Raw genomic sequence first — 23,726 nt, forward strand, 5'->3', positions numbered from 1 at the left:
ACACCACCCGATCAGCACACCAGGCCGTCAGCACACCACCCGATCAGCACACCGGGCGATCAGCAGATCCGCGGCAGCTGTTCCCCGATCGGCAGGTCCACCACCCGGGTGCCGCCGAGGCCGGTCCGGGCCACCACCATGCCGGGGTGGGTCTCGACCGCCTCGCCGATCACCACCGCGTCCGCGCCCAGCGGGTGCGCGCGCATCGCGGCCAGTACCGCCTCCGCGTGTTCGCGCGGCACGAAGGCGACCAGCTTGCCCTCGTTGGCCACGTACATCGGGTCCAGGCCCAGCATCGCGCAGGCGCCCGCCACCGGCGGCGGCACCGGCACGCTGCGCTCCTGGATCACGACGCCGACTCCGGCGGCCGCCGCGATCTCGTTGAGGGCGGCCGCAAGCCCGCCGCGGGTGGGATCGCGCAGCACGTGCAGGTCCGGGGTCACGGCGAGCATCGCGTCGACCAGGCCGCCGAGCGGCGCACAGTCGCTCTCGATCTGCACCCCGAACTCCAGTCCCTCGCGCACGCTCAGGATCGCCACGCCGTGCAGTCCGATCGCGCCGCTGACGATCACCACGTCGCCGGGGACCACTCGCTGCGGTCGCAGGTCGACCCCGGCGGGCACCAGGCCGATGCCCGCGGTGTTGATGAAGATGCCGTCCCCGTGCCCGGCTTCGACCACCTTGGTGTCGCCGGTCGCCACCTCGACGCCGGCTACCCGCGCGGCGGCGCCAAGCGCCTCGGCCACCCGGCCGAGGACGGACATCTCCAGGCCCTCCTCCAGGATGAAGCCGCAGGACAGGTAGGTCGCCCGGGCGCCGCTCATCGCCAGGTCGTTGACGGTCCCGTTGACCGCCAGGTCACCGATGCTGCCGCCGGGGAAGAACAGCGGGCGCACCACGTACGAGTCGGTGGTGAAGGCCAGCCTCGCTCCCCCCAGCGACAGCACCGCGCTGTCCCCGAGACGGCCGAGCAGCTCGCCGCCGAAAGCGGGCGCGAAGACCTCGCTGACCAGCTCGGCGGTCATCGCGCCGCCGCCGCCGTGTCCGGTCACCACCCGCGGCTGGTCGCGCAGCGGGACCGGACAGGTCCAGGCGGTGAGGTCGGGCCGCGGGGCGGGCAGGATGTCGATGGGCTCAGGCAACGGGGCTCGCCTCCAGGTGCGCGGGAGCCGCGGGCGGGGTCTCCAGCCGGCGGTACAGGTAGTAGGCCGCGCAGGCGCCCTCGCTGGAGACCATGGTGGCGCCGAGCGGGTTGCGCGGGGTGCAGGTGGTGCCGAAGGCCTCGCACTCGTGCGGTTTGAGCAGCCCTTGCAGGACCTCGCCGGCGCGGCAGGCGGCGGGCTCGCGGGTCTGGATGCCGGTCACCGAGAAGCGCTGCTCGGCGTCGAACTCGCGGTATCGCTCGGACAGCCGCCAGCCGCTGCCGGGGATCGTGCCGATCCCGCGCCAGGCCCGGTCGGTGACCTCGAAGACGTCCTCCAGCATGGCCAGCGCCGCCGGGTTGCCCTCCGGCCGGACGGCTCGGGGATAGGCGTTCTCGACCGTGTGGATACCGCGCTCCAGCTGCCGCACCGCGCGCCGGACGCCCTCCAGGATGTCCAGCGGCTCGAATCCGGTGACCACGATGGGCACCCGGTGGCGCTCGGCCAGCACGGGGTACTCCGCGACGCCCATCACGCTGCACACGTGGCCGGCCGCCAGGAAGCCCTGGACCCGGCAGCTCGGCGACTGCATGATCGCCTCGATCGCCGGGGGCACCCGCACGTGCGAGACCAGCAGGCTGAAGTTGCGGATGCCGAGCTTGCGGGCCTGATGGACCGTCATGGCGTTGGGCGGCGCGGTGGTCTCGAACCCGATGCCGAAGAAGACCACCTGGCGCGTGGGGTTCTGCTGGGCGATCCGCAGCGCGTCCAGCGGCGAGTAGACCACCCGCACGTCGCCGCCCTCGGCGCGGACCCGGAACAGGTCGCGTCCGGTGCCGGGGACCCGCAGCATGTCGCCGAAGGAGCAGAAGATCACCTCCGGCCGGGAGGCGATCTCCAGTGCCTTGTCGATCACCTCCAGCGGGGTGACGCACACCGGGCAGCCCGGCCCGTGGATCAACTCCACTTGGTCCGGCAGCAGTTGGTCGATCCCGTGCCGGATGATGGTGTGGGTCTGCCCGCCGCAGACCTCCATCAGGGCCCACGGCCGGGTCACCGTGGCATGGATGTCGTCCAGCAGCCGCCGCGCCAGCTCGGGGTCCTGGAACTCCTCGATGTACTTCACCGTGTGGCCTCCTCGGCCGTGCCGTCGACCTCGGACCCGCCGAGCTCGGCCATCGCCGCGGCCGCCTCCCACGGGTCCCCGAACTCCTCCTGGAGCATGCCGAGGTCGGCGAAGAGCGCGAGCGTGCGCCGCGCCGACTCCTCGTCGAGGCGCTGCAGCGCGAATCCGACGTGGACGATCGCGTACTCGCCGACCTTCAGGTCCGGCAGGTACTCCAGGCACACCTCCTTGACCACGCCGCCGAAGTCGACGGTGGCCATCCGGGTACCGTCCTTCTCCTCGATCTCCAGCACTCTGCCGGGCACCGCCAGGCACATGGGCTTCTCCTCGTTGTGGGTGCGTTCCGCGGTCGGTCAGGCTTCGACCGCCGCGGCCGCGACCATCAGCTGACCGAGCGCCAGTCCCCCGTCGTTCGGCGGGACCAGCGCGTGGCGCAGGACCGTGAAGCCGTCCTCGCGCAGCGCGGCGGCGCAGCGCGCGGAGAGCAGCGTGTTGGCGAACACCCCGCCGGTCAGGGCTGCCGTGGCCAGGCCGGAGTGCTCGCGGGCCGCCGCGCAGGTGTCGCGGACCAGGTCGGCGACGGCGGCGTGGAAGCGGGCGGCGATCACGCTCCGTTCGACGCCGGCCCGCACGTCGGCGACCACGGCGGCCAGCACCGGGGTCGGGTCGGCGGTCAGCGGCTCGGTGGCGCGCAGCCCGAACGCATAGCCGGGCTCCCCCGCCGCGCCGACCGCCGCGCCCTCCAGTTCGACGGCGGCCTGGGCCTCGTAGCCGGCCAGCTGGCAGACGCCGGCCAGCGCGGAGACGGCGTCGAAGAGCCGTCCCATGCTGGAGGTGGCCACGCAGTTGACCCCGCGTTCCAGTTGACGGGCCAACAGGCGGCGTTCCTCGGGCGGGCAGGCGCGCACGGCGGGCAGGTCCTCGTCCCAGGCCAGGCCGGCCGCCCACAGGTGGGCCAGCGCCATCCGGTACGGGCGGTGCACGGCCGCGTCGCCGCCGGGCAGCGGGACGTACGCCAGGTGCGCGAACCGCTGGTACCCCTGGTAGCCGGCCAGCAGGAACTCGCCGCCCCAGACGGCACCGTCCTCGCCGTAGCCGGTGCCGTCGAAGGCGACCCCGATCACCCGCTCCCCGGCGGCCAGGCCGTGCTCGGCCATGGCCGCGGCGACGTGGGCGTGGTGGTGCTGGACGCGCCGCAACGGCCGGGCGGCCCGGTGCTTCTCGGCCCGGTGCTTTTCGGCCCACTGCGCGGACCGGTAGGCCGGATGACGGTCCGCCACCAGCAGCTCGGGCCGGACACCGGTGATCGACTCCAGCTGCTGCTCGGCGCGCTGGAAGGCCTGCTGGGTGGCGAGGTCGTCCATGTCTCCGATGTGCGCGGAGAGCCAGGCCCGGCCTCCCTCGCCCAGGCAGAGCGTGTTCTTGAGGTCCCCGCCGACCGCCAGCGTGGCAGGCACCGACCAGGGCAGGGTCAGCGGGAGCGGGGCGTAGCCGCGGGAACGACGGATCATCAGCGGTCGCCCGTCGCAGACCCGCAGCACGGAGTCGTCGCACGGGACCTGGATCGGGCGGTCGTGGGTGAGCCAGCCGTCGGCCAGCCCGGCGAGCCGCTCCAGGGCCTCGGTGTCCTCGGTGACGATCGGCTCGCCGGACAGGTTTCCGCTGGTCATCACCAGCAGCCGTGGTCCGGGCGGGTCGCCGGGCAGGCCGAGCAGCAGGTGGTGCAGCGGGGTGTACGGGAGCATCACGCCGAGGTCGGGGCTGCGCGGGGCCACGGTGTCCGGCAGCGCCACCGCCGGGTCGCGGCGGCGTCGCAGCAGCACGATCGGGCGGACGTTCCCGGTGAGCAGTGTCCGTTCCTCGGGGCCGAGTTCGACCAGGGCCTCGACCTCGGCGAGGTCGCGGGCCATCAGGGCGAACGGCTTGTCGCCGCGGGCCTTGCGCCGCCGCAGCCGGTCCACCGCCGCCGGGTCGAGGGCGTCGCAGGCCAGGTGGTAGCCGCCCAGGCCCTTGACCGCCAGGATCGCCCCGGCGGCGAGCAGCCGGCGGGCCTCGGCCACCGGATCCGCCACCGGCAGTTCGCGGGCGGGGGCGCCGGACTCCGGTCCGACGGCGAGCAGGCGCAGGCGCGGGCCGCAGGCGTGGCAGGCGATCGGCTGGGCGTGGAACCGGCGGTCGGCCGGGTCCGCGTACTCGCGGGCGCAGTCGCCGCACATCGGGAATCCGGCCATGGTGGTCCGGTCCCGGTCGTAGGGCAGCCCGGTGACGATGGTGAAACGCGGCCCGCAGTGCGTGCAGGTGATGAACGGGTGCCGATGGCGGCGGTCGGCGGGGTCGCTCAGCTCGGCCAGGCAGTCGGGGCAGGTGGCCGTGTCGGGCGAGACCAGGGTGCGGGCCGGGCCGGTGGGGTGGGAGGCGAGGATGCTGAATCCCACCGCGCCGAGCGCCGGCACGGTTTCCTGCCGGACCGAGTCGACCACGGCGAGCGGCGGCGCGTCGGTGGCGAGCAGCGCGCAGAACCGGGCCACCGCCTCGGCTGGTCCCTCGACCTCGGCGATCACGCCCTCGGCGGTGTTGCCGACCTGTCCGGCCAGACCGAGGCGGGTGGCGAGGGTGTAGACGAACGGCCGGAAGCCGACGCCCTGCACCACGCCGTGGACCGTCACCCGGCGGCGCTGCGCCACCTCGACGGCGGTGCCCACCGTGGTCACAGGTGCAGCGCCGGGTGCGGGTGGCCGTGCTCGTGCTCGTGGCCGTGCTCGTGTTCGTGCTCGTGCTCGTGGTCGTGCTCGTGCAGTGGGGTCTGCGCGGGCCGGCGGGCCATCACCGGGACGTGCACCGGCTCGCCGGCGTGCACGGCCAGGGCGCGCTCCAGCAGCTCGCCCCTCCCCACGCCGCCGCGCACCGAGGTCAGCAGCACCTCCACGCCGGGGTTGACCTGTTGGACGTTCGCGCGAAAGGCCGCCTCGTCGAACCCGACCGCCTCCGCGATGTCGGTCTTGGTCACCACGACCAGGTTCGCCAGGCCGAACGCCGTCGGGTACTTCAGTGGTTTGTCCTCGCCCTCGGTCACCGAGGCGAGCGCGACCCGCAGCGATTCGCCCAGCTCGTAGGAGGCGGGGCAGACCAGGTTCCCGACGTTCTCCACGAAGAGCAGCCGGGTGCCCTCGGGCAGCCAACCGTCCAGCTGGCCCGCCAGCATCTCGGCTTCCAGGTGGCACAGGCCGTCGGTCAGCACCTGCTTGACCGGCACACCGGAACGGGCCAGCCGCCGCGCGTCGTTCTCGGTGGCGAGGTCCGCGGTGAGCGCGGCGACCGGGACACCGCGTTCCCGGGCAGCCGTCAACTCTCCCTCCAGCAGAGCGGTCTTGCCGCTTCCCGGGCTGGAGAGCAGGTTGACGGCGATGGTGCCACGGGCTGCCAGTTCCTCGCGCAGCCGTCGCGCGCCGAGGTCGTTCTTGGCGAGGACCGCCTGTTGCAGGTCGACCACACGGCACATGGTTCAGCGCTCCTGGGGAGTCCGTTCGGGGGTGGCGGCGGGCACGCGGTCGTCCTCCCACCGCACACTGACGATCTGCAGCTCACGGCCGGTGAGCAGCTCGGCGGTGACCGTGCCGCAGACCGGGCAGCTCAGCTCGGGTGGCATGCCGACCAGCCATTCGTCCGCGCAGGGCCCGCACCGGGCGCGGGCCGGCACCGCTTCGGTGACCAGCTCGCAGCCCTCCAACACGGTGTCGGCGCAGGCCAGTTCGAAGCAGAAGCCGAGCGCGTCGGGCACCACTCCGGCCAGCTCCCCGACCTGGAGCAGCACCGATCGCACGGCGGTGGCGCCAGCCGCTCGGGCAGCCTCCTCCACCTGGCCGACGACAGCCATCGCGATCGACATCTCGTGCATCGGACCTCCCGCACGGCCGCCCCGTCGGGAGCCGCCGCCCCCCATTACAGGGCGGGTTCCACCGGGCCGCGCGGGCGCCGCGCCGCGGTCGAGGCGCGGCTTAGCCCGTTCGGGCCAAGGCCGGCTCTCCCGGGCGGGCGGACCGTCACATGCTGCGGATCCGCAGGTAGCGCTTGATGTCCGGCATGATCTGGATGGCAGCGCAGACGAGTCCGGCGATCACCAGGGCACTGATGAGGCACTTCTTCACGGCGTTGTTTCCTCTCGTCAGTTCGTGGCCGGGTCGGCCACGTTCGGCAGCAGCGGCGCGCCCGCTGCTTCCTCGGCCAGCAGCCGGTGGATCAGGCGCACGGCCTCCGGGACCGCCGCCGCGACCGGCTCGCTGAGCCCGATGCCCTCCTCGACGCCGGCCGGCTCGCAGCCCACCACCAGCGTTCGCCGGGGCGGCACCGATCCGGTGCCGGCACAGAGCGTGCCGAGCAGCGCCAGTACCGCGTCGGGGGTCATCCGGTGCCCGTCCAGCAGCGCGTCCCCTGGCTCGAGGGCACTGTGCTCGACGTCACTGGATTCGAGAGCGCTGGGCCCGCCCGCCTCGATCAGGTAGAGGGTGCCGGGCTCACCGCCACGGGCGGTCGCGTCCACCAGGACGAGCGTGTGGTAGCCGTCCAGCAGCTGGTACGCCAGGTGGACGCCGCGCACTCCGATGTCCACCACCTCGACGTGCTCGGGGAGTTGGCCGGGTGCCAGGCGGCGGACCACCTCGACGCCGAAGCCGTCGTCGCCGAGCAGGATGTTCCCGACCCCGGCGACCAGGGTCCTCGTCGGCGAGGTCACGCGTCCTCCAACGGGGCCAACTCGTCGGGCTGGAAGTACAGGAAGCGGCCCTGCTCGCGGCGGATGTCGGCGCCCGGGTCACCGTCGACGGTGACCGCCAGGTGCACCCCGCCGTCCACGTCGTGCAGCACCGCCTCGACCTGGGCGCTGCGGCCGTGCAGGAAGATGTCCTGGGCGTCGGTGCGCCGTCGGCCGGGCCGCAGCACCACCCGGCTGCCGGCCCCGATCGGGCGGCCGTCCACGAGCACCTGGTCCCGGTCCGGGTCGACGCTGCGGTCGCTCGCCGGGTCCCACCACGGGGCACCGGGAGAGAGCAGTTGCTCCAGCGGGTCGGCGGCCGTGGACGCGGCCACGGCCGGTTCGGTGATCTCCCGTAGCGAGCGGACCACGCCGTGCAGCCGTTCCAGTACCTCGGGGGGCATGGAGTCCGCGAGGTCGATCACGGCGGCCGCCCGCGCGTCGGTACCGCGGGCCTCGCGCTTCTCCTGGTCGGTCAGCGCGGCGGTGCGCAGGGCGAGGATCTCGTCGATCTCCAGGGCGTCGTAGAGGACGCCGGGGCTCTCCGGGGCGATCGCCGCGTGGTCCTCCAGGATGATCGGGGAGGAGAGCAGCAGGTCCGTGCTGCCCGGTTCGCCCGCCAGTACCGGCCAGGTGTGCAGGTTCTCGCACCCGGCCGTCGCGGCCTTGGCCCATTCCGGCGGGTCGGTGGGTGAGAGGAAGGAGCCGTGGTCCAGAGCGAGCAGCAGGTGGGCCGAGACCAGCGAGCGCGGCAGCGCGGCCTCCCGGTCGGCGGCCGGCTCGGGTGACCAGTCGGAGGTGTTCTCCACCACCGCCGTCAGCTTCCGTACCGAGTACGGTCCGGGGAGCTCGGTCGCCGAGATCCGCACGGCGCCGCGCAGTTCCTCGCGGCGCCGGACCAGGCGGCCCACCGGGCGGTCGCTCTCGTCGTGGACCGGCTCGATCTCCTCCCGGGCCGGGCTGGCGAACGGCACCGACCGGATCTCCTCACCCAGTTCGGCGACCGGAACGGCCAGTTGCACCCGCTCCTCCACGCCTTCGTCCCAGGGCGTCAACACCCGCTCGGCCAGCTCCAGTTCAGCCACCGCCTCGAACGATCCGTCGGCCCGGAGGCGTTGGACGGTGCGTCGCTGGGCGTGCAGGAAGCGCAGCTCGAGGAAGAGCGTCGCGCCCCGGCGCGGTTCCATCAGGCATTCGGTGCGCTGGAAGCTCTGTTCGCCCTGGTCGGTGCCCCAGGCGGGCGGCACCAGGACGCCGAACTGCCAGCGCATCCGGTTCTTGGCCGCGGACGCCCGGTAGGGGTAGAGCACATAGCCTTCGAAGAGGACGGCGTCCGCCAGCTGCCGGGCGGCGGAGAACCGGGCCTCGATCCGCGCGGTGGGAGCGGTGAGCGCGCTGTCGGTCACCGGGCGGCTCCGTCCGTCACGCCCGCGCAGTCCAGGAGTTCACGGACCGTCAGCTCCCAGGAGGGCAGCGCGCGACGGGACCGGAAGGCGAGCAGCTCGGCCATGGTGTCCTGGGACAGTCGGACCCAGCCGCAGCCGGGGAAGTGCTGGTCGACCATCTCGCGCCAGACCGCGACCGGCAGGCGCAGCCGCGCCTCCCGGTCCCAGGGCACCGGCTCCACGTGGAAGCCGGTGGCGCCGGTGAACGCGGTGCCGGAGAAGAGCATCAGCAGCGGCACCTCGCCCTCGCCCAGCGCCTGGAAGTAGCGGGTCGCGGCGATGTCCAGGTCGTAACTGCAGGGCACCGCCAGGTCCACCTCGGTCTCCCCGGTGAAGCCGGGGACCATCAGCGCGACTTCGGCGAACTGCAGCGGCTGCAGCGTGCTGCCCCAGCGCGAGCGCTCACCGAACAGGTCGGCCAACCCGTCGGCCTCCACGGGCTGGTAGCCGCGCTTGGCCGGTTCGATCCGCAGTTGGCAGCGCAGCGCGATGGCGTGCACCCGGGTGTCGGGGGTGGCGGTGATCCGCAGCCGGAAGACCAGGGTCGGCCCGGCGGCGTACCGGTCGGCCCGCACACCGGTGCAGCTGAAGGAGAACTCGGTCACGACCGTGCCACCTCCTGCGCCACCCGGGCCCGCCCGGCCACGTACCCGAAGAGCTCCTCCAGCTCGCTCCTGGCCCGGGCGCCGCCGTCGAATCCCTTCCAGTGCAGGCGCATCCGCCCGACCAGCTGGTAGCAGACGTCGATCGGGACCAGGAAGCAGGCGTACCCGTCGCGGGAGCGGCGCAGCAGCAGCGCCTCGACGTCCGGTTCCAGCAGCGTGGCCAGCCGGGTGCCGTCCAGCACCGCCTGCCAGGCCGCGGGGTCCAGCTCGCTCTCGGTGGCGCCGGCCGGGCTCGGGTAGAGCGCGACCAGCCGGTCCATCGCGCTGTTGCGGAAGAAGAACGCGACACCGACCGGGATCTGGAACAGGTCCCAAGTGCTGTCGTCCAGCCGCAGCTGAGGGTCGGTCAGGTAGCGGTCCGGGACGGTGCGGTACCTGCCCCCGGCGGCGCCGGAGTGCTCGAAGAGCAGGGCGCACGGGGTGCAGGCGCAGCTGAGCGAGCGCTGCTCGATGTCGACCAGGTGGCGGTGGCCGTGCTCGGCCACCACCGCGCCGCACAGCTCGCAGCGCTCCGGCGCGGGCTCGCGCGGTGCCAGGAAGCGGCGCAGACCTGCCGTCACGAGCCGCCGCCCGGGGCCCGGGTGGAGATCTGCAGCAGCGCCGACTCCTTGGCCGCGCCCTCCAGCTCCACCGAGGTCACCTCGGGTGCGAGCCCGGCGAGCGCGTCGGCGACGGTCTCGCGGGTCGCGGCCGAGGTGCTGGGGCAGCCGCAACCTCCACCGGTGGACCGCACCCGCAGGGTGCCGGTGGCCACGGCGAAGTCGACCACCTCGACCGGCTGGTGCGCCAGGGCCCGGGCGATCCTGCTCGGCAGGTCCTCCGGGTGCAGCTCGTGCAGCACCAGCAGGTTCGCCACCAGCTCGTCGTCCAGCAGGGTCTTCGCCACCGTGGCACTCCCCAGCAGGTCGACGATCCGGGCCAGGCCGGCGCCGTAGAACTCCATCAGGACGCGGACCAGTTCCTCGGCCGCGGCCGAGGCGTCCCGGTCGCCACCGGCCGCGAACTGGTCGAGGATCTCCTCGATCCGCCGCCCGACCTGCTCCGCGTTCACCGCACGGACCGGCGCGGCCGCCGCCACGGCGCTCATCCGCCCAGTCCGCTCAGGCCGGTGGGCACGTGCATCTGCTTCACGGTCCGGCCTTCGCCGGTGTACATGTGGACACCGCACGGCAGGCAGGGGTCGAAGCTGCGCACCGCGCGCATGATGTCGATGCCCTTGAAGTTCTCCGGGGTGTTCTCCTCGAAGATCGGCGTGTTCTGCACCGCGTCCTCGTAGGGGCCGGGTGTCCCGAACGTGTCGCGGGTGCTCGCGTTCCACGGGGTCGGCGGGTAGGGGTGGTAGTTGGCGATCTTGCCGTCCCGGATCACCAGGTGGTGCGAGAGGACCCCGCGCACGGCCTCGGTGAAGCCGACGCCCACACCCTCCTCGGGCACCTCGAACTTCTCCCAGGTCCGGGTGCGCCCGGCCCGCACCTCGGCGAGGCCCTTCTCGGCGAAGTGCAGTGCCACGGCGGCCGCGTAGGCCTGGAAGTAGGTGCGCGCGCGGTTGCGTTCCAGCGCGTTGCTCCACTTCGGGATCTTCCACTCGAAGGTGGCCTCCGGCTTGGTCATCGTCCTCGGCAGGTTGATCACCACGCTGTGGCCGGTGGCCTTGACGTAGCCGATGTCGACCAGGCCGGAGAGCGCCGTGGACCAGAGCCGGGCGATCGGGCCACCGCCGGTGTCCAGCGCCAGGTAGTCCTTGCCGTCGAACCAGCGCGGCGACATCACCCAGCTGTACTTGTCGTCGAAGTTCCGCTTCTGCGGAGCCGGGATGGTGTGCTGGTTCCAGGGGTGGCGCGGATCGACCGGATTGCCGAGCGGGTCGTGGGTGACGAACTGCTCCTTGCCCTGCCAGTCCTCGTAGTAGGAGCTGCCGAGCAGGATCCGGATGCCCAGGTTGATCTCGGTGAGGTCGTTGGTGACGAGCTTGCCGTCCACCACGATGCCCGGGGTGACGAACATCCGCCGGCCCCAGTCGGTCATGTTGCGGTAGGTGAAGTCGCAGTACTCGGGGTCGTTGAGCGCGCCCCAGCAACCCAGCATGATCCGCCGGCGGCCGACCTCCTCGTAGCCGGGCAGCGCCTCGTAGAAGAAGTCGAAGAGGTCGTCGTGCAGCGGGACGACCCGCTTCATGAACTCCACGTACCGCATCAGGCGGCTCAGGTAGTCGGTGAAGAGCTGGACCGAGGCGACGGTGCCGGTGCCGCCCGGGTAGAGCGTGGAGGGGTGCACATGGCGGCCCTCCATGAGGCAGAACATCTCCCGGGTGTAGCGGCTGACCTGCAGCGCCTCACGGTAGAACTCGCCCTCGATCGGATTGAGCGAGCGCATGATGTCGGCGATCGTCTTGTAGCCGTGCTCGCCGGCGTGCGGCGACGGGGTGCGCTCGGCGAGCTCCAGGACGCCCGGGTTGGTCTCCCGGACCATCTTCTCGCAGTAGTCCACCCCGACCAGGTTCTCCTGGAAGATGTTGTGGTCGAACATGTACTCCGCGGACTCGCCCAGGTTGATCAACCACTCGCCCAGGTGCGGCGGTTTCACGCCGTAGGCCATGTTCTGCGCGTACACCGAGCAGGTCGCGTGGTTGTCGCCGCAGATACCGCAGATCCGGCTGGTGATGAAGTGCGCGTCCCGGGGGTCCTTGCCGCGCATGAAGACGCTGTAGCCGCGGAACACCGATGAGGTGCTGTAGCACTCGGCGACCCGCTTCTGCTTGAAGTCGATCTTCGTGTGGATGCCGAGGCTGCCCACGATCCGGGTGATCGGATCCCAGGACATCTCCGTCAGGCCGCTGCCGTCGCCGGCCGCCTTCGTCGTCGGTGCCATCGTGTCTGCCGAGCCCTTCTTCATGCCGGGAGTTCTGCGGGACGCTGCGCTTGCGCGGGAGGCCGCGACTGCGCGGGACGCTGCGGTTGCGCGGGACTGCTCACCACGGCTTGCGGTACCCGGTGGTCAGCTTCTGGCCGGTGTGGCGCCACTTCGGCTCCTTGTCCAGCGTCGACGCCGTGATCGACCGCAGCCGGCGCACGACCGCGCCGTAGACGCCGCTGGCGGTGCTGGAGACCTTGGCGCCGGGCGGCTCGTCCATGAACGGCATGAACTTGTCCGGGAATCCGGGCATCGTGCAGCCGATGCAGATGCCGCCCACGTTGGGGCAGCCGCCGAGGCCGTTCATCCAGCCGCGCTTGGGCACGTTGCACTTCACGACCGGCCCCCAACAGCCCAGCTTCACCAGGCACTTGGGAGAGTCGTAGGTGGTTGCGAACTGGCCCTGCTCGTAGTAGCCGGCCCGGTCGCACCCCTCGTGCACGGTGGCGCCGAAGAGCCAGGTCGGGCGCAGCTGCTCGTCCAGCGGGATCATCGGGGCCGCGCCGGTGGCCTGGTGCAGCAGGTAGACCAGCGTCTCGGAGAAGTTGTCGGGCTGGATCGGGCAGCCTGGCACGCAGACGATCGGGATGCCCGCCTTGGACTTCCAGTCCCAGCCGAGGTAGTCGGGCACGCCCATGGCGCCGGTCGGGTTGCCGGCCATCGCGTGGATGCCGCCGTAGGTCGCGCAGGTGCCGATGGCGACCACCGCGAGGGCCTTGGGGGCGAGCCGGTCCAGCCACTCGCTGGTGGTGATCGGCTGACCGGTCGCCGGATCGTCGCCGAACCCGCACCAGTAGCCTTCCTTCTTGATCGACTCGTTGGGGATCGAGCCCTCGACGACCAGCACGAACGGGTCGATCTCGCCCCGCTCGCCCTTGAAGAACCACTCGATGAAGGTGTCGGCGCCCTGGACCGGGCCGCACTCGAAGTCGATCAGCGGCCAGTGCACCGCGATCTTGGGCAGGCCCGGAAGCGCACTGGTGGCGATCTCCTCGATGCTGGGCTGGGTGGCGGCGGTCAGCGACACGGAGTCGCCGTCGCAGCTCAGGCCGGCGTTGATCCAGAGGATGTGGATCACGGGCTCGTCGGTGGCGGGGGTCGCCTCAGCGGTGTCGGTCATGGGAAGCCTCCTCGTGGAGGTGGTCGCGAAGCCGGGTGTCCTTCCCAGGCTCCGGGGAATCGGGGCCGGAGGCGCCGTCGAACGGGGCCAATCCGGTGACGGCGGTCACCGGCCGTGACCGCTGTCGCGGCGGGGCGGCGGGTGGCTCCTTCCGCACGAACGCCCGCCGCAGCGCGTGGTAGGGCGCATCGGGGTCGAAGAAGATCCGGTGCATCCGGGCCAACTCCTCGTGCCGGTACGCGGCCAGCGGCTTGGCCGCCTCCTGGGCCTCGCGCGCCGCCTTCTTCGCGGCGATCCGCGCTCCGGTGACCGCCCCCGAGGAGGCCAGCCGCACCGCCCGCGCCCGGACCTCGGCGGCGAAGTCCTGCGGCGCGCAACCCAGCAGCCGGTCCACCAGGCCGAGCCGCTGCCCGGCCGCCGCGCTGAGCGGCAGCGCCCGGTCGGTGAGCCGCTCGGCCGTGCCGGCGCCCACCCGGCGGGGCAGCAGGTAGGTCCAGTACTCCGAACCGTAGAGACCCATCAGCCGGTAGTGCGGGTTGAGCACCGCGCCTGCCCTGCACCACACCTCGTCGGCCGCCAGCGCGAGCATGACGCCACCGGCCGCCGCGTTGCCGCCCAGGGCGGAGACGACCAGCCGGTCGGTGGTGTTCAGGACCGCCTCCACCAGGTCGTCCATCGCCTGGAGGTTGGCCCAGGACTCCGCGGCCGGATCGGCGGCGGCCTCGATCACGTTGAGGTGGATCCCGTTGGAGAAGAAGTCCCGGTCGCCGCCCAGCACCAGGACCGAGGTGGGGCGCGAGCAGGCCTGCCGATAGGCGGCCAGCAGGCGGCGGCACTGGTCGGTGCTCATCGCGCCGCCGGGGAAGGAGAAGGAGAGGAACCCGGCCGCCCCCTGCTCCCGGTAGCGGATGTCGCTCCAGGCGGTGTCGGGGCCGTCGGGCAGCGCGGGGACCTCGGGCAGCTCGGGGATCTGTCCGGCCAGTGCGAGCGCGGCGGGCAGTTTGAACGGGCGCTCCTGCCCCGGGCGGCGCCGAGCCCGCAGTTGCGGGATCCAGACCGCTCCGTCGGTGGTGGCCCGACACACCGCGCCGGCCCGGGTGGCCAGCAACTCCCCCGGCGTACCTCGCAGTTCGTGCTCCTGATGGCCGCCGTGCAGATACCACTCCTGGCCGGCGAGGCGGTCCAGCACTCCGGGGTGGGAGTCGGCCGCGCGCAGCTTGCGCAGCACGGTGGCGGTGGAGTCGGCCTCCCACTGGATCAGCCGCAGCCGCTGCGCGAAGTACGGCCGGGGGCGGCCCTGTGGATCGGGCGTGCGCTGCGGCCGGGGGACGTACGACCCTGCGGCGCAGCGGTCGACCGCCAGCAGCAGCGCGGTCAGGGCGGCGTCGGAGACCTCGTTGCGGTAGAGGTCGCTCTTGCCGACGGACGGCACCGGGCAGGGTTCCGAGGCCCAGACGTCACCGCCGTCCATCTCGGCGTTGGCCTGAAGAACCGTCACACCCCAGTGGGTGGCGCCCTCCTCGATGGCCCAGTCCAGCGAGGAGGGCCCGCGGTCGCCGACCGGTCCGGGGTGCACGATCAGGCACGGGCAGCTGGACCACACGTCGGGCGGCAGCGCGGTCTTCAGCATCGGCGCCACGATCAGCCGAGGTCGGTGCAGCCGGACCGCCGCGCGCAGCGCGCCGTCGCGCTCCGCCGCTTCGCCGTTCAGCAGCGTGACGGACACCTGGTGGCCTCGGTCGCCCAACTCCGCGTACGCGCGCTGGCTGAGACTGTTGAAGGCCGAGGCGACGAGCAGGATGTGCATGACAGCCTCCCGGCCGCCCGCAGGGGCAGCGGGTCCGGCCACCGCCGATGCTCGCGCCCCTCACGGCGCCGCCCCGGTCTGACAGGCCGTCGGCTCACCCGATAGCGCGAGCCCATCTGGCGGTAGCCGCCGGCTGCTCAGGCGACGGTGACCACGATCTTGCCGCGGGTGTGGCCCTCGGCGTTGAGGCGCTGTGCGTCGGCGGCCCGGTGCAGCGGGAAGGTCGCGGCGACCTCGACCTGCAGGCGGCCGCCCTCGGCGAGTTCGGTGAGCGCGGCGAGGTCACTGGCATCGGGACGGACGAAGACGTAGCGGCCGCCGAGGGCGAGCACCGCACCGTCGGCGATGGAGGCGAGCCGGCCGGCGGGGCCGAGCAGCGCGGGCGAGATCTGCAGGGCGTCGCCGCCGACCAGGTCCAGCACCGCGTCCACGCCCTGCGGCGCCAGTGCCCGGACCCGGTCCGCGAGTCCCTCGCCGTAGCTGACCGGCTCGGCGCCGAGGCCGCGCAGATAGTCGTGGTTGTGCTGGCCGGCGGTGCCGATCACCCGGGCGCCGAGGGCGCTGGCGATCTGCACGGCGAGCGAGCCGACGCCACCGGCGGCGGCGTGCACCAGCACGGTCTCGCCGGGCTTGACGGCCAGCGCCCCGGTGAGCGCCTGATAGGCGGTCAGGCCGGCCAGCGGCAGGCCGGCGGCCTGCTCGAAGCTGAGGTTGCGAGGCTTGCGAGCCAGGGTGCGGACGGGCGCGGCCACGTACTCCGCGAAGGTCCCGCGACCCACCATGTCCTCGCGGACATAGCCGATCACCTCGTCACCGGGGGCGAACTCGCTGACGCCGACGCCCACCTGCTCGACCACGCCGGCCACGTCCCAGCCGGGGATGACGGGGAAGACGGCGTCCATGACGCTGTCGAGGTAGCCCGCCTGGATCTTCCAGTCGACCGGGTTGACGGAGGCGGCCTTGACCTTGACCAGCACCGCGTCGGCACCGAGCTTGGGCTCGGGGACGTCGCCGTACTGCAGGACGTCGGGACCGCCGTAGGTGGCGTAGGTGATGGCCTTCATGGTGGTACTCCAAAGCAGAAAGATTTGACTTGCTTGATTGTTCAGCACCTCAAGTACTTCCTCGAAGTTATGCCTACATGATTGAGGATGTCAAGCATTCACCTCCTGGACTGTAGGGATCGTCCAGCCCCGCGCCGCTCACCCGCCCGCCGATATGGAGATTCATCCAGTAGCAGGCAGTAACCGACCCAGCTCTAATTGCTCCAACACGACACAGGGCCCCGCGACCTCCCACAAGAAGGCGCGACCCGCCGTGGCACCACCTCAACGAAACCGGATGTCGGCACCCTCACTCGCGATGGGAACGCCCCCCGGATAACCGTCCACCCAATGCAACGCCCGACCGTCCGCTCGCGCGCTGCCCGGCCGCCCCACCGCACGGCACACGTCACGCCCACTTCACCCCCTGCTTCACGCTCAGTTCACGGTTCACTGCGCAGCCCCCGTCATGCCCTGTCAGGCACGCCTCGCCGTCGTGCCATGCACGGCTGCCCTGCTGCCCCCACGGAGGTTCCGATGCAATCGACCGAGACCGACACACCCGCCAGACCCGGCCCCACCCAGGTCCACCCCGTCGACGAGGTACTGCCGCCGCCGAGGCTGGCGATCCTCGGCCTGCAACACGTCTTCATCATGTACGCCGGCGCGGTCGCGGTCCCCTTCATCGTGGGCAGCGCGCTCAAGCTCGACCTGCGCACGATCGCCCTGCTGGTCAACGCGGACCTGCTGGTCGCCGGCATCGCGACGATCATCCAGGCGGTCGGCATCTCGAAGATCTTCGGCGTCCGCCTGCCGGTGGTCGCCGGTGCGACCTTCACCGTGGTGAGCCCGATGATCACCATCGCCGCCAAGCACGGGCTACCGACCGTCTACGGCGCGATGCTCTGTTCCGGCGTCTTCGGACTGCTCATCGCCAAGCCGTTCTCCAAGATGATCAAGTACTTCCCGCCACTGGTCTCCGGCACCGTGATCGCGATCATCGGCCTGTCGCTGATCGGCCCGGGAGCCGGGATGATCGCGGGGCACAACACCTCGGCCCCGGACTACGGCCAGGTCTCCCACATCGCCCTGGGCCTGGGCGTCATCGCGCTGATCGTCGTCTTCAGCAAGGTACTTCGCGGTTTCCTCGGCCAGATCGCGCCGCTGCTCGCGCTGGTCATCGGCACGCTGGCCTCGATCCCGATGCACCTGCTCAACCTCGACGGGGTCAAGTCGGCCGGCTGGTTCGGGATCTCCGCACCGTTCCACTTCGGCGCGCCGCGGTTCGACGCGGCGGCCATCATCTCCATGTGCATCGTCCTGCTGGTCACCTACACCGAGTCCACCGCCGACATGCTCGCGGTGGCCGAGATGACCGGCAAGGAGCTCACCGACGCGGACATCGCCCGGGGTCTGGCCACTGACGGTCTGTCGGCCGTGCTCGGCGGCTGCATGAACTCCTTCCCGGACACCGCGTACGCCGAGAACGTGGGTCTGGTGCAGATGACCGGGGTCCGCTCCCGCTGGGTGGTCGCCGTCGCCGGCTGCTTCCTGCTGGTCATGGGGCTGGTGCCGAAGGTCGGCGCGTTCGTCGCGGCCGTGCCGGAACCCGTGGTCGGTGGCGCCGCGCTGGTCATGTTCGCCATGGTGACCGCGGTGGGCGTCCAGACGCTGAAGAAGGTCGACTTCACCGGCAACCACAACTTCCTGGTCGTCGCCGTCTCCCTCGGCGTCGGCATGCTGCCGGCCGTGGCCACCGACCCCTTCGGCAACGAGGTCTTCTTCAAGAACTTCCCGGACTGGACCCAGACCATCTTCGGCAGCCCGATCACCCTCACCGTCATCCTGGCCTTCGGGCTCAACCTGCTCTTCAACCACCTCCACCTCGGGGCCCCGAAGCCGCCCGCCGGCGTGCCGCAGGAGCACGAGCAGGAACAGGAGCCGGAGCTGGAGCGGGAGACCGCGGCAGTCGCCGACCCGGACGACACCCAACCCTCGGTCGCCGCGGTCTGAGCCGGCGGCTCGCCGCGCCGGCCCGGGCACCCACCGCCGCCCGGCTCAGGCCGGGCTGCTGAGGGCCGCCAGGTCGGCGCGGGCCCGGGGCGCCTGCAGCGGGTTGAAGTACGGGTCCAGGCGCAGGGCTTCGGCCAGGTCGGCGCGGGCGGCGTCGTCCTGGCCCAGCGCGCGTTCGATCTCGCCGCGGTGGTAGGCGAAGAGGGCGCTGTGCCAACCGGTGTGCTGCGCCTGCCGGGCGAGTTCGAGCGCCTCGGGGTCGGCGCCCTGGCGGTGCAGCGCCCAGGCCAGCGCGTCGGCGACCAGGACGTTGTGCCGGCGGGACCATTCGGTGCGCAGCAGGCGGACCGCCTCACCCGGGTCGCCGTGGTCGGCCCGGTACTGGCCCATGGTCAGGTCGTCCACCACGCCGTTGGCCGCGGCCAACCGCTGTTCGGCGTCCAGCAGTCGGTACTGCTGGTCGGCCTGCTCGGCCTGGCCCAGGGCTTGCTGGAGTTCGCCCAGCTCCAGCAGGTACTGGGGCAGTGGCACCTTGGCGATGGCGGTCCGGTAGTCGGCCACCGCGGTCGTGGTGTCGCCGAGCGCCGCTTCGGCTCGGGCCTTGCCGGCCAGGGCCGGGGTGTAGTCGGCGTCCTCGGTCAGGGCCTGCCGGTAGCCGGTCAGGGCCTGCTCGGGACGACCGGCGTTGCGGTCGAGTTCGGCGAGCTGGTAGCGGCAGAAGGCCTTGTCCGCGGGGTCGAACGCGCCGGCCAGGGCCTGTTGGAGGGCCTGTCTGGCGTCCTCGGTGCGGCCGTGCTGCTCCAGGTCGTAGGCGGCGCGGGTGAAGGCGGCGGTGCCGGGCCGGCGGTCCAGCAGGCCCTGGACCGCTTCGGTGGCGCCGGTGTCGTCGCCGAGCTGGGTGCGGGCGTCGGCGAGCACGGCGTAGGCCTGCCAGTGCAGGGGTGCGACGGCGACGGCCTGCTCGGCGAACTCCCGGGCCTGGTCGAACTGGTGGCGCGCGTTGGCCAGCGCCCCCAGGCCGGTGAGCGCATCGATGTTGTCCTCCGGGACCAGGGTGAGCGAGCGGTGCAGCGCCTCGTCGGCCTTGGGGTAGTACGAGGGGTCGGCGGTCAGCCGGGCCTGTTCCACGTACTCGGCGCCGAGGCGCGCCCAGCCTGACGCATCGTCAGGAAACCTGCGCAGGTGCTGCTGGTCGGCGCCGATGGCCTGCGGCAGGGAGCGGTCGGCGAGTGGCCCGCCGGTGCGTGGCGCGTTCTCGGCGGCGGGCGGCGGGTGCGGGGTGGCCCGGTCCTGCCACCCGCCGACGACGGCCAGGGCGCCGCAGAGCAGCGTGGTGGTGAGTGCGAGGGGCAGTCGTCGCATGTGCTGGTCCTCGGGGACTCGGCCGGCGGGAACTCGGGCGGCGGGGCGAGTCTCACGAACCCGCCCCGCGCGAGCACTACTTGGGCTGGTTGACGGCCTTGGCGTACGGCAGCGCCAGGTACGGGAACGTGCCGCCGAACGGCTTGTCCGCGGTGTCGACCTTGTCACCGGCGGCCAGCGCGCCGATCAGGTGGCCGGGGGTGGCCCCCTCCAGCACCTGCAGCCCGATGTCCAGCACGTCGTCGGTCAGCCGGCGTCCGTTCGGGAAGCCCTGGAAGTCGCCGTTGAGCACCCCGAGCCGGTCGGGCTTGGCGGTGACCGGGGTCGACATGTTGAGCCGCAGTTCCTCCGCGGGCACGAACTGGTTGACGTCGATGTCCTGGTTCATCAGCTGCGAGTTGAGGTCCACCGCCAACGGGCCGTTGGCGGCCTTGGCGATCCCGGTCAGGAAGATCTCCTGCAGGTCGGTGCGCGGCGTCGCCGGGGCCGGGATGCCGTAGATGCTCTGCACCAGGTGCGGGACCTCGGGGTCGAGGACCTTGGCGACCAGCGCCGGCTGGTTGTGGTCCTCCGACGGCGGCAGCGCGTTGAACGCGTCCTTCAGGCCGGCCGGCACCACCACCTCGTTGACCAGCGGGTTGCCCAGCCGGGACACCTGGACGTACTTGCCGACCGGCTTCTGCTCGCCCGGGCTCAGCTTCATGGTCTGCTTCTCGGTGCTGCTCCACACCCCGATGACCGGGTTGCGCCCCGCGTCGCCCTTGAACGCCAGCTCGCTCTTGGGGACTTGGATGGACAGCGTGTTGACGTTGTACCCGGCCAGCGTGTTCTGGCCGACCTCGGAGAGGTTGCCGCCGTAGAGCAGGTCGAAGACCCGCAGGTCGAGGAAGAACGGGTCGGCGGCCTGGGTCGCCACGGTCTGCCCGCCGTCCGGGAGTTGTACGGTCGCCTGGTCGCGCAGCCGCCCGTAGTCCGGCATCGACGCCTTGCCGGTGTCCGAGGGGGCGGCGGTGCCGTGCTCGACCAGAGTCCTGGGCTCGCAGCCGGGGCGCAGCTCCTGCAGCGTGTAGAACTGGCGGAAGAGCAGGGTGGGGTCGGTCAGGTTGTTCACCACGCCGTTGTTGTAGAGGAAGGTGTTGGTGCCGCGCTGGTCCTCGGTGTGGAAGGTCCAGCGGTAGGTGAGGTCGGGGTGGCCGGTGCCCTGCGAGTCGATGTTGATGTCGTAGTGCGCGCCGTCGGCCCACGGGAAGAAGTTGGGTCCGCCGTTCGGCTCCTGGAACGGCAGCCAGTTGGCGACCAGGGTGACGGTGTCCTGCTTGTCGGGGCTGGTGAACGCGTAGACGTCGGTGTTGTCGACCTGCGGGTCGGCGGCGATCAGCGGCGCCTCGCGGTGGCTCGACGCGGTGCTGACCCCGGCCCCCGTGCCCAGCAGGGCGGTGCTCGCCAGGGCCAGGCTCATGGTGGTCAGGATCGCCGCGGTGCGGGCGGTGGAGCGCGAACAGGCAGATCGGCGTGGGACGTTCATACGGGTGGGTGCTCGCTTCCGTGACGGGTGGCAGCCTCGTGGCCCGGTGGGCGGCGAGGGTCGGATCCGGCTGGACAGCCTGAAACCGACTGTGGATCGGATCCGGTCGCGAGTTCGCGAACGCGCGCGCTACCGGCCCGCCCTGTCACCCGGCTGGTTGAGCGGCTCCGCCCGGACAGACCAATCCAGGCCGGCGATCGAGCCCGGGGACGAGCCCGGACTGCGCCGTTCGGGTGAGCCGAGGGCCCGCACCAGTGTCGTTCGCCCTGGTCCGCGCGTTGGGTCGGGATGGTGGCACCGCCGGTGCCGGTGGACGGCGCCGCGCACCCACCCGTGCGCTGCCCTCGCAACTCCGCGGCAGCTTCGCCCGCCCGCCGGAGGCCGTGCGTGACCCGTTCCCGTTCCCGTACCCGTTCCCTGGCCCGCGCCGCAGTCCTGCTGGCCGGCACCGTCTGGCTGGCCGGCCCGGTGTTCGCCCCGCCCGCCGCCGCGCACCCGCTCGGGAACTTCTCCGTCAACCACTACACCGGCCTCACCGTGCACCCCGACCGGCTCGAGGCCCTGGCCGTCACCGACACCGCCGAGATCCCCACCGCACAGCAGAAGTCCGAGGTGGACCGGGACGGCAACGGTGTGGCCGACGAGGGCGAGCGCGCCGCCTGGGCGGCGCGGGAGTGCCGGCAGAGCGCCGAGCGGCTCACCGTCACCGCGGACGCCCGACCGCTCTCCTGGACGGTCACGGCCGCGCGGTTCCAGTACGCGCCGGGCTCGGCCGGCCTGGAGACCAGTCGGCTGGAGTGCGAACTCCAGGCGCCGCTGGACCTCGGCACCGCCGGTGCGCAGCTGCGGGTGGCCACCGGGAGCGACCCGAGCCGAGTCGGCTGGAACGAGATCACGGCGCGCGGGGAGGGCGTGCGGCTCGAACACAGCGATGTCCCCGAGGTGTCCAACTCCCAGCAGCTGCGCGACTATCCGCGGGACCTGCTGACCGATCCGAGCGGGGTGGTACAGGCCGCGTTCACCGCGGTACCGGGCAGTGCGGGCAGCGGCGGCGGACCGGCCGTGGCCGGGCTCGCCGCCGGCTCGCGGGGCAGCGGACCGACGGCCTGGCTCGCGCGGCTGGACGCCAAGCTCGCCGGGCTGGGCGCCACCCGGCGGCTGACCCTGCCGGTCGGGCTGCTCGCCGTACTGCTCTCGGTCGTGCTCGGCGCCGGCCACGCGCTGCTGCCCGGGCACGGGAAGACCATCATGGCGGCCTACCTCGCCGGGCGGCGCGGCAGTACGCGTGACGCGCTGACCGTCGGGGCGACCGTCACCGTCACGCACACCGCGGGCGTGCTGGTCCTCGGGCTCTGCCTGACCGCGTTCTCCTCGCTGGCCGGCGATCTGGTCCTCGGCTGGCTCGGAGTGACCTCCGGGGTGCTGGTCACGCTGGTCGGCGCGGGGCTGCTGCTCGACGCCGCCCGGCGCGCCCGAGGCGGCACGCACGCGCACCCGCACGCGAACGGACACTCGCATGGGCACCCGCACGACCACCCGCACGAACACGAGCACCCGCACCCGCACCCGCACCCGCACCCGCACCCGCACGCTGTCAGCACGACCGCCCAGCGCACCGACTCCCCCGTTCCCGTACTGACCGCTGCCCGCCCGGCCCAGACCGAACAGCACAGCCACCCGCACCCGCACCCCGCCCCGCACCCCCATCCGCACGGCGAACACACCCACCGCCACGGCCTGTTCGGCCACCACCACGCCCCGCACGACCGCCCGCTCGGCAAGCGCGGCCTGATCGGGCTGGGCATCGCCGGCGGCCTGGTGCCGAGCCCCTCCGCACTGGTGGTCCTGCTGGGCGCCGTGGCCCTCGGGCGAACGCTGTTCGGCGCGGGTCTGGTGCTCGCCTACGGCCTCGGCATGGCCGGCACCCTCACCGCGGCCGGGCTGCTCTTCGTCCGCCTCGGCGCCTCGCTCGCGGGCGCCGCCGACCGACCGTTCCTGCGCGCGGTCAACCGCATCACCCCGTACACGGCGCTGCTGACCGCCCTGCTGATCGTCACCGTGGGCATCGGGCTGGTCGTCCGCAGCCTGCCGGCCACGCTGTGAAGCCGCCGGTCCTCAGCGACACCGGTCCCCACCTCCACCGTCCCCCGAGCCACTGCCCCAGCAGGAGGTTCCGCTCGTGCCAGTCCCCCGCCGCCGTCACCGCGCGCTCCCCACGCTCGCTCTCGCGCTGGGCGCCTTCAGCACCGCCTGCGGCGCCGCGAGCGACGGCCGCTTCGACGCCCAGCCGGCCACCCCATCACCGACCTGTCTGCAGCACCAGCAGCCGGGCACCCGCTACACCGGCGGGCAGCAGGCCGACCCGACGTGAGTTCTGCAGCTGATGCGCTTCTACACGGCCAACGGCACCAAGGCCTACTGCGACGGCCGGCCGGCCACGGCGACGGACCAGCAGTGGACGCAGCTCTACCGCACCCTCGGCGGCGACCCCGTGCACGTCCGCACGGGCAGCTGAACCTCCTTCGGGCGCCGCCGAGCTGGGCAGGTCGCCCCTGGCGACCAGTCGCCGCGCCCAGCGTCACGCCGCCCACCGCCCGCCGCCCGCCGCGGCGCAGCCGACGAGTGCGCAGACCGGCACCTGGCCGTGCGGCGGCCCCGCGCAGTTCTTCGCACGACTTCGGCCAGGACGACAGCGGCGAGCTGCCCGACTGCACGATCCACCACGTCGAGATCGACCAGCGACCCCGAGACCGACCGACCGGCCGAGCCCCGCTCGGGCTGCCCGGCAGGCCGGTCCGGAGAGAGGATGGAGTCCATCAAG

At 72.5% G+C, this 23,726-nt stretch carries 22 protein-coding genes; 4 read left to right on the forward strand and 18 right to left on the reverse strand.

Annotated elements, in window-relative coordinates:
• Positions 1-59 precede the first annotated feature (59 nt).
• From hypE to BR98_RS12790, 16 genes are all read right to left on the reverse strand, one after another.
• Positions 60-1,142 carry a hydrogenase expression/formation protein HypE gene (hypE, locus tag BR98_RS12720; protein WP_051969710.1) on the reverse strand — a complete coding sequence of 361 codons (1,083 nt, stop codon included), beginning with the start codon at positions 1,140-1,142 and terminating at the stop codon, positions 60-62.
• Entirely contained in the window at positions 1,135-2,268 is a 1,134-nt protein-coding gene (gene hypD / locus BR98_RS12725; RefSeq protein WP_035844468.1) for a hydrogenase formation protein HypD, read from the reverse strand. The genes hypE and hypD overlap by 8 nt, the downstream gene beginning before the upstream one ends.
• On the reverse strand, positions 2,265-2,585 hold the full coding sequence (locus BR98_RS12730; protein WP_035844470.1) for a HypC/HybG/HupF family hydrogenase formation chaperone: 321 nt from the start codon (positions 2,583-2,585) through the stop codon (positions 2,265-2,267). Before BR98_RS12730 ends, hypD begins: the two co-directional genes overlap by 4 nt.
• A gap of 36 nt (positions 2,586-2,621) precedes the next feature.
• Positions 2,622-4,979: a carbamoyltransferase HypF gene (hypF, locus tag BR98_RS12735; protein WP_035844473.1), complete on the reverse strand. Its 2,358-nt coding sequence runs from the start codon at positions 4,977-4,979 to the stop codon at positions 2,622-2,624.
• A complete protein-coding gene (gene hypB, locus BR98_RS12740) occupies positions 4,976-5,767 on the reverse strand; it encodes a hydrogenase nickel incorporation protein HypB (protein ID WP_035844475.1) in 792 nt (263 codons plus the stop codon). Before hypB ends, hypF begins: the two co-directional genes overlap by 4 nt.
• Positions 5,768-5,770: 3 nt before the next feature.
• Complete coding sequence (locus BR98_RS39270; RefSeq protein ID WP_035844477.1) at positions 5,771-6,163, reverse strand: hydrogenase maturation nickel metallochaperone HypA/HybF; 393 nt, start codon at positions 6,161-6,163, stop codon at positions 5,771-5,773.
• Between the two features lie 145 nt (positions 6,164-6,308).
• A complete protein-coding gene (locus BR98_RS42540; protein WP_407639446.1) occupies positions 6,309-6,413 on the reverse strand; it encodes a DUF6893 family small protein in 105 nt (34 codons plus the stop codon).
• A gap of 17 nt (positions 6,414-6,430) precedes the next feature.
• Positions 6,431-6,997, reverse strand: a complete 567-nt coding sequence (locus tag BR98_RS39275) for a hydrogenase maturation protease (RefSeq protein WP_035844480.1) — start codon at positions 6,995-6,997, stop codon at positions 6,431-6,433.
• Entirely contained in the window at positions 6,994-8,421 is a 1,428-nt protein-coding gene (locus tag BR98_RS12755; protein WP_232247390.1) for a hypothetical protein, read from the reverse strand. Before BR98_RS12755 ends, BR98_RS39275 begins: the two co-directional genes overlap by 4 nt.
• Positions 8,418-9,065, reverse strand: a complete 648-nt coding sequence (locus BR98_RS12760) for a DUF6084 family protein (RefSeq protein WP_035844482.1) — start codon at positions 9,063-9,065, stop codon at positions 8,418-8,420. Before BR98_RS12760 ends, BR98_RS12755 begins: the two co-directional genes overlap by 4 nt.
• On the reverse strand, positions 9,062-9,685 hold the full coding sequence (locus BR98_RS12765; protein WP_035844485.1) for a DUF5947 family protein: 624 nt from the start codon (positions 9,683-9,685) through the stop codon (positions 9,062-9,064). The genes BR98_RS12760 and BR98_RS12765 overlap by 4 nt, the downstream gene beginning before the upstream one ends.
• Positions 9,682-10,212, reverse strand: coding sequence for a NifU family protein (locus tag BR98_RS12770; RefSeq protein WP_035844487.1), 531 nt, complete (start codon positions 10,210-10,212; stop codon positions 9,682-9,684). Before BR98_RS12770 ends, BR98_RS12765 begins: the two co-directional genes overlap by 4 nt.
• On the reverse strand, positions 10,209-11,993 hold the full coding sequence (locus BR98_RS12775) for a nickel-dependent hydrogenase large subunit (protein WP_035844490.1): 1,785 nt from the start codon (positions 11,991-11,993) through the stop codon (positions 10,209-10,211). Before BR98_RS12775 ends, BR98_RS12770 begins: the two co-directional genes overlap by 4 nt.
• Before the next feature lie 100 nt (positions 11,994-12,093).
• Complete coding sequence (locus BR98_RS12780; RefSeq protein WP_035844492.1) at positions 12,094-13,155, reverse strand: NADH-quinone oxidoreductase subunit B family protein; 1,062 nt, start codon at positions 13,153-13,155, stop codon at positions 12,094-12,096.
• The gene (locus BR98_RS12785) at positions 13,139-14,962 is read right to left on the reverse strand and encodes a hydrogenase maturation protein (protein ID WP_083976527.1); all 1,824 of its coding nucleotides are present in this window, start codon (positions 14,960-14,962) and stop codon (positions 13,139-13,141) included. The genes BR98_RS12780 and BR98_RS12785 overlap by 17 nt, the downstream gene beginning before the upstream one ends.
• 137 nt (positions 14,963-15,099) lie before the next feature.
• A complete protein-coding gene (locus BR98_RS12790; protein WP_035844493.1) occupies positions 15,100-16,026 on the reverse strand; it encodes an NADP-dependent oxidoreductase in 927 nt (308 codons plus the stop codon).
• Between the two features lie 516 nt (positions 16,027-16,542).
• On the opposite strand from BR98_RS12790, the gene BR98_RS12795 reads away from it, so the two are divergent.
• Positions 16,543-18,018, forward strand: coding sequence for a nucleobase:cation symporter-2 family protein (locus tag BR98_RS12795; protein WP_083976529.1), 1,476 nt, complete (start codon positions 16,543-16,545; stop codon positions 18,016-18,018).
• Between the two features lie 45 nt (positions 18,019-18,063).
• Here the strand turns inward: BR98_RS12795 and BR98_RS12800 are convergent, their stop codons facing one another.
• Positions 18,064-19,380 (reverse strand): tetratricopeptide repeat protein, encoded by a 1,317-nt coding sequence (locus tag BR98_RS12800; RefSeq protein WP_035844495.1) that lies wholly within the window; start codon positions 19,378-19,380, stop codon positions 18,064-18,066.
• 76 nt (positions 19,381-19,456) lie between these two features.
• Positions 19,457-20,839, reverse strand: coding sequence for a DUF4331 domain-containing protein (locus BR98_RS12805; RefSeq protein ID WP_232247391.1), 1,383 nt, complete (start codon positions 20,837-20,839; stop codon positions 19,457-19,459).
• Positions 20,840-21,292: 453 nt separating this feature from the next.
• On the opposite strand from BR98_RS12805, the gene BR98_RS12810 reads away from it, so the two are divergent.
• The 3 genes from BR98_RS12810 to BR98_RS42000 all read left to right on the forward strand — a co-directional run bounded on the left by BR98_RS12810 (position 21,293) and on the right by BR98_RS42000 (position 23,420).
• On the forward strand, positions 21,293-23,008 hold the full coding sequence (locus BR98_RS12810) for a hypothetical protein (RefSeq protein WP_051969711.1): 1,716 nt from the start codon (positions 21,293-21,295) through the stop codon (positions 23,006-23,008).
• Positions 23,009-23,084: 76 nt separating this feature from the next.
• Positions 23,085-23,276 (forward strand): hypothetical protein, encoded by a 192-nt coding sequence (locus BR98_RS36275; RefSeq protein ID WP_051969712.1) that lies wholly within the window; start codon positions 23,085-23,087, stop codon positions 23,274-23,276.
• Positions 23,277-23,288: 12 nt separating this feature from the next.
• A complete protein-coding gene (locus tag BR98_RS42000) occupies positions 23,289-23,420 on the forward strand; it encodes a hypothetical protein (protein WP_267886062.1) in 132 nt (43 codons plus the stop codon).
• Positions 23,421-23,726 lie beyond the last annotated feature (306 nt).

It is taken from the genome of Kitasatospora azatica KCTC 9699 (genome assembly GCF_000744785.1).
Classification (GTDB): domain Bacteria; phylum Actinomycetota; class Actinomycetes; order Streptomycetales; family Streptomycetaceae; genus Kitasatospora; species Kitasatospora azatica.

What these genes read in the sequence shown, in the direction of transcription:
- BR98_RS12795 (WP_083976529.1), top strand. Translation starts at nt 16,543, where the DNA reads ATGCAATCGACCGAGACCGACACACCCGCCAGACCCGGCCCCACCCAG.
- BR98_RS12775 (WP_035844490.1), bottom strand. Translation starts at nt 11,993, where the DNA reads ATGGCACCGACGACGAAGGCGGCCGGCGACGGCAGCGGCCTGACGGAG.
- BR98_RS12730 (WP_035844470.1), bottom strand. Translation starts at nt 2,585, where the DNA reads ATGTGCCTGGCGGTGCCCGGCAGAGTGCTGGAGATCGAGGAGAAGGAC.
- BR98_RS12790 (WP_035844493.1), bottom strand. Translation starts at nt 16,026, where the DNA reads ATGAAGGCCATCACCTACGCCACCTACGGCGGTCCCGACGTCCTGCAG.
- BR98_RS12770 (WP_035844487.1), bottom strand. Translation starts at nt 10,212, where the DNA reads ATGAGCGCCGTGGCGGCGGCCGCGCCGGTCCGTGCGGTGAACGCGGAG.
- BR98_RS12785 (WP_083976527.1), bottom strand. Translation starts at nt 14,962, where the DNA reads ATGCACATCCTGCTCGTCGCCTCGGCCTTCAACAGTCTCAGCCAGCGC.
- BR98_RS39270 (WP_035844477.1), bottom strand. Translation starts at nt 6,163, where the DNA reads ATGCACGAGATGTCGATCGCGATGGCTGTCGTCGGCCAGGTGGAGGAG.
- hypB (WP_035844475.1), bottom strand. Translation starts at nt 5,767, where the DNA reads ATGTGCCGTGTGGTCGACCTGCAACAGGCGGTCCTCGCCAAGAACGAC.
- BR98_RS12800 (WP_035844495.1), bottom strand. Translation starts at nt 19,380, where the DNA reads ATGCGACGACTGCCCCTCGCACTCACCACCACGCTGCTCTGCGGCGCC.
- BR98_RS42000 (WP_267886062.1), top strand. Translation starts at nt 23,289, where the DNA reads ATGCGCTTCTACACGGCCAACGGCACCAAGGCCTACTGCGACGGCCGG.
- BR98_RS12805 (WP_232247391.1), bottom strand. Translation starts at nt 20,839, where the DNA reads ATGAGCCTGGCCCTGGCGAGCACCGCCCTGCTGGGCACGGGGGCCGGG.
- BR98_RS12780 (WP_035844492.1), bottom strand. Translation starts at nt 13,155, where the DNA reads ATGACCGACACCGCTGAGGCGACCCCCGCCACCGACGAGCCCGTGATC.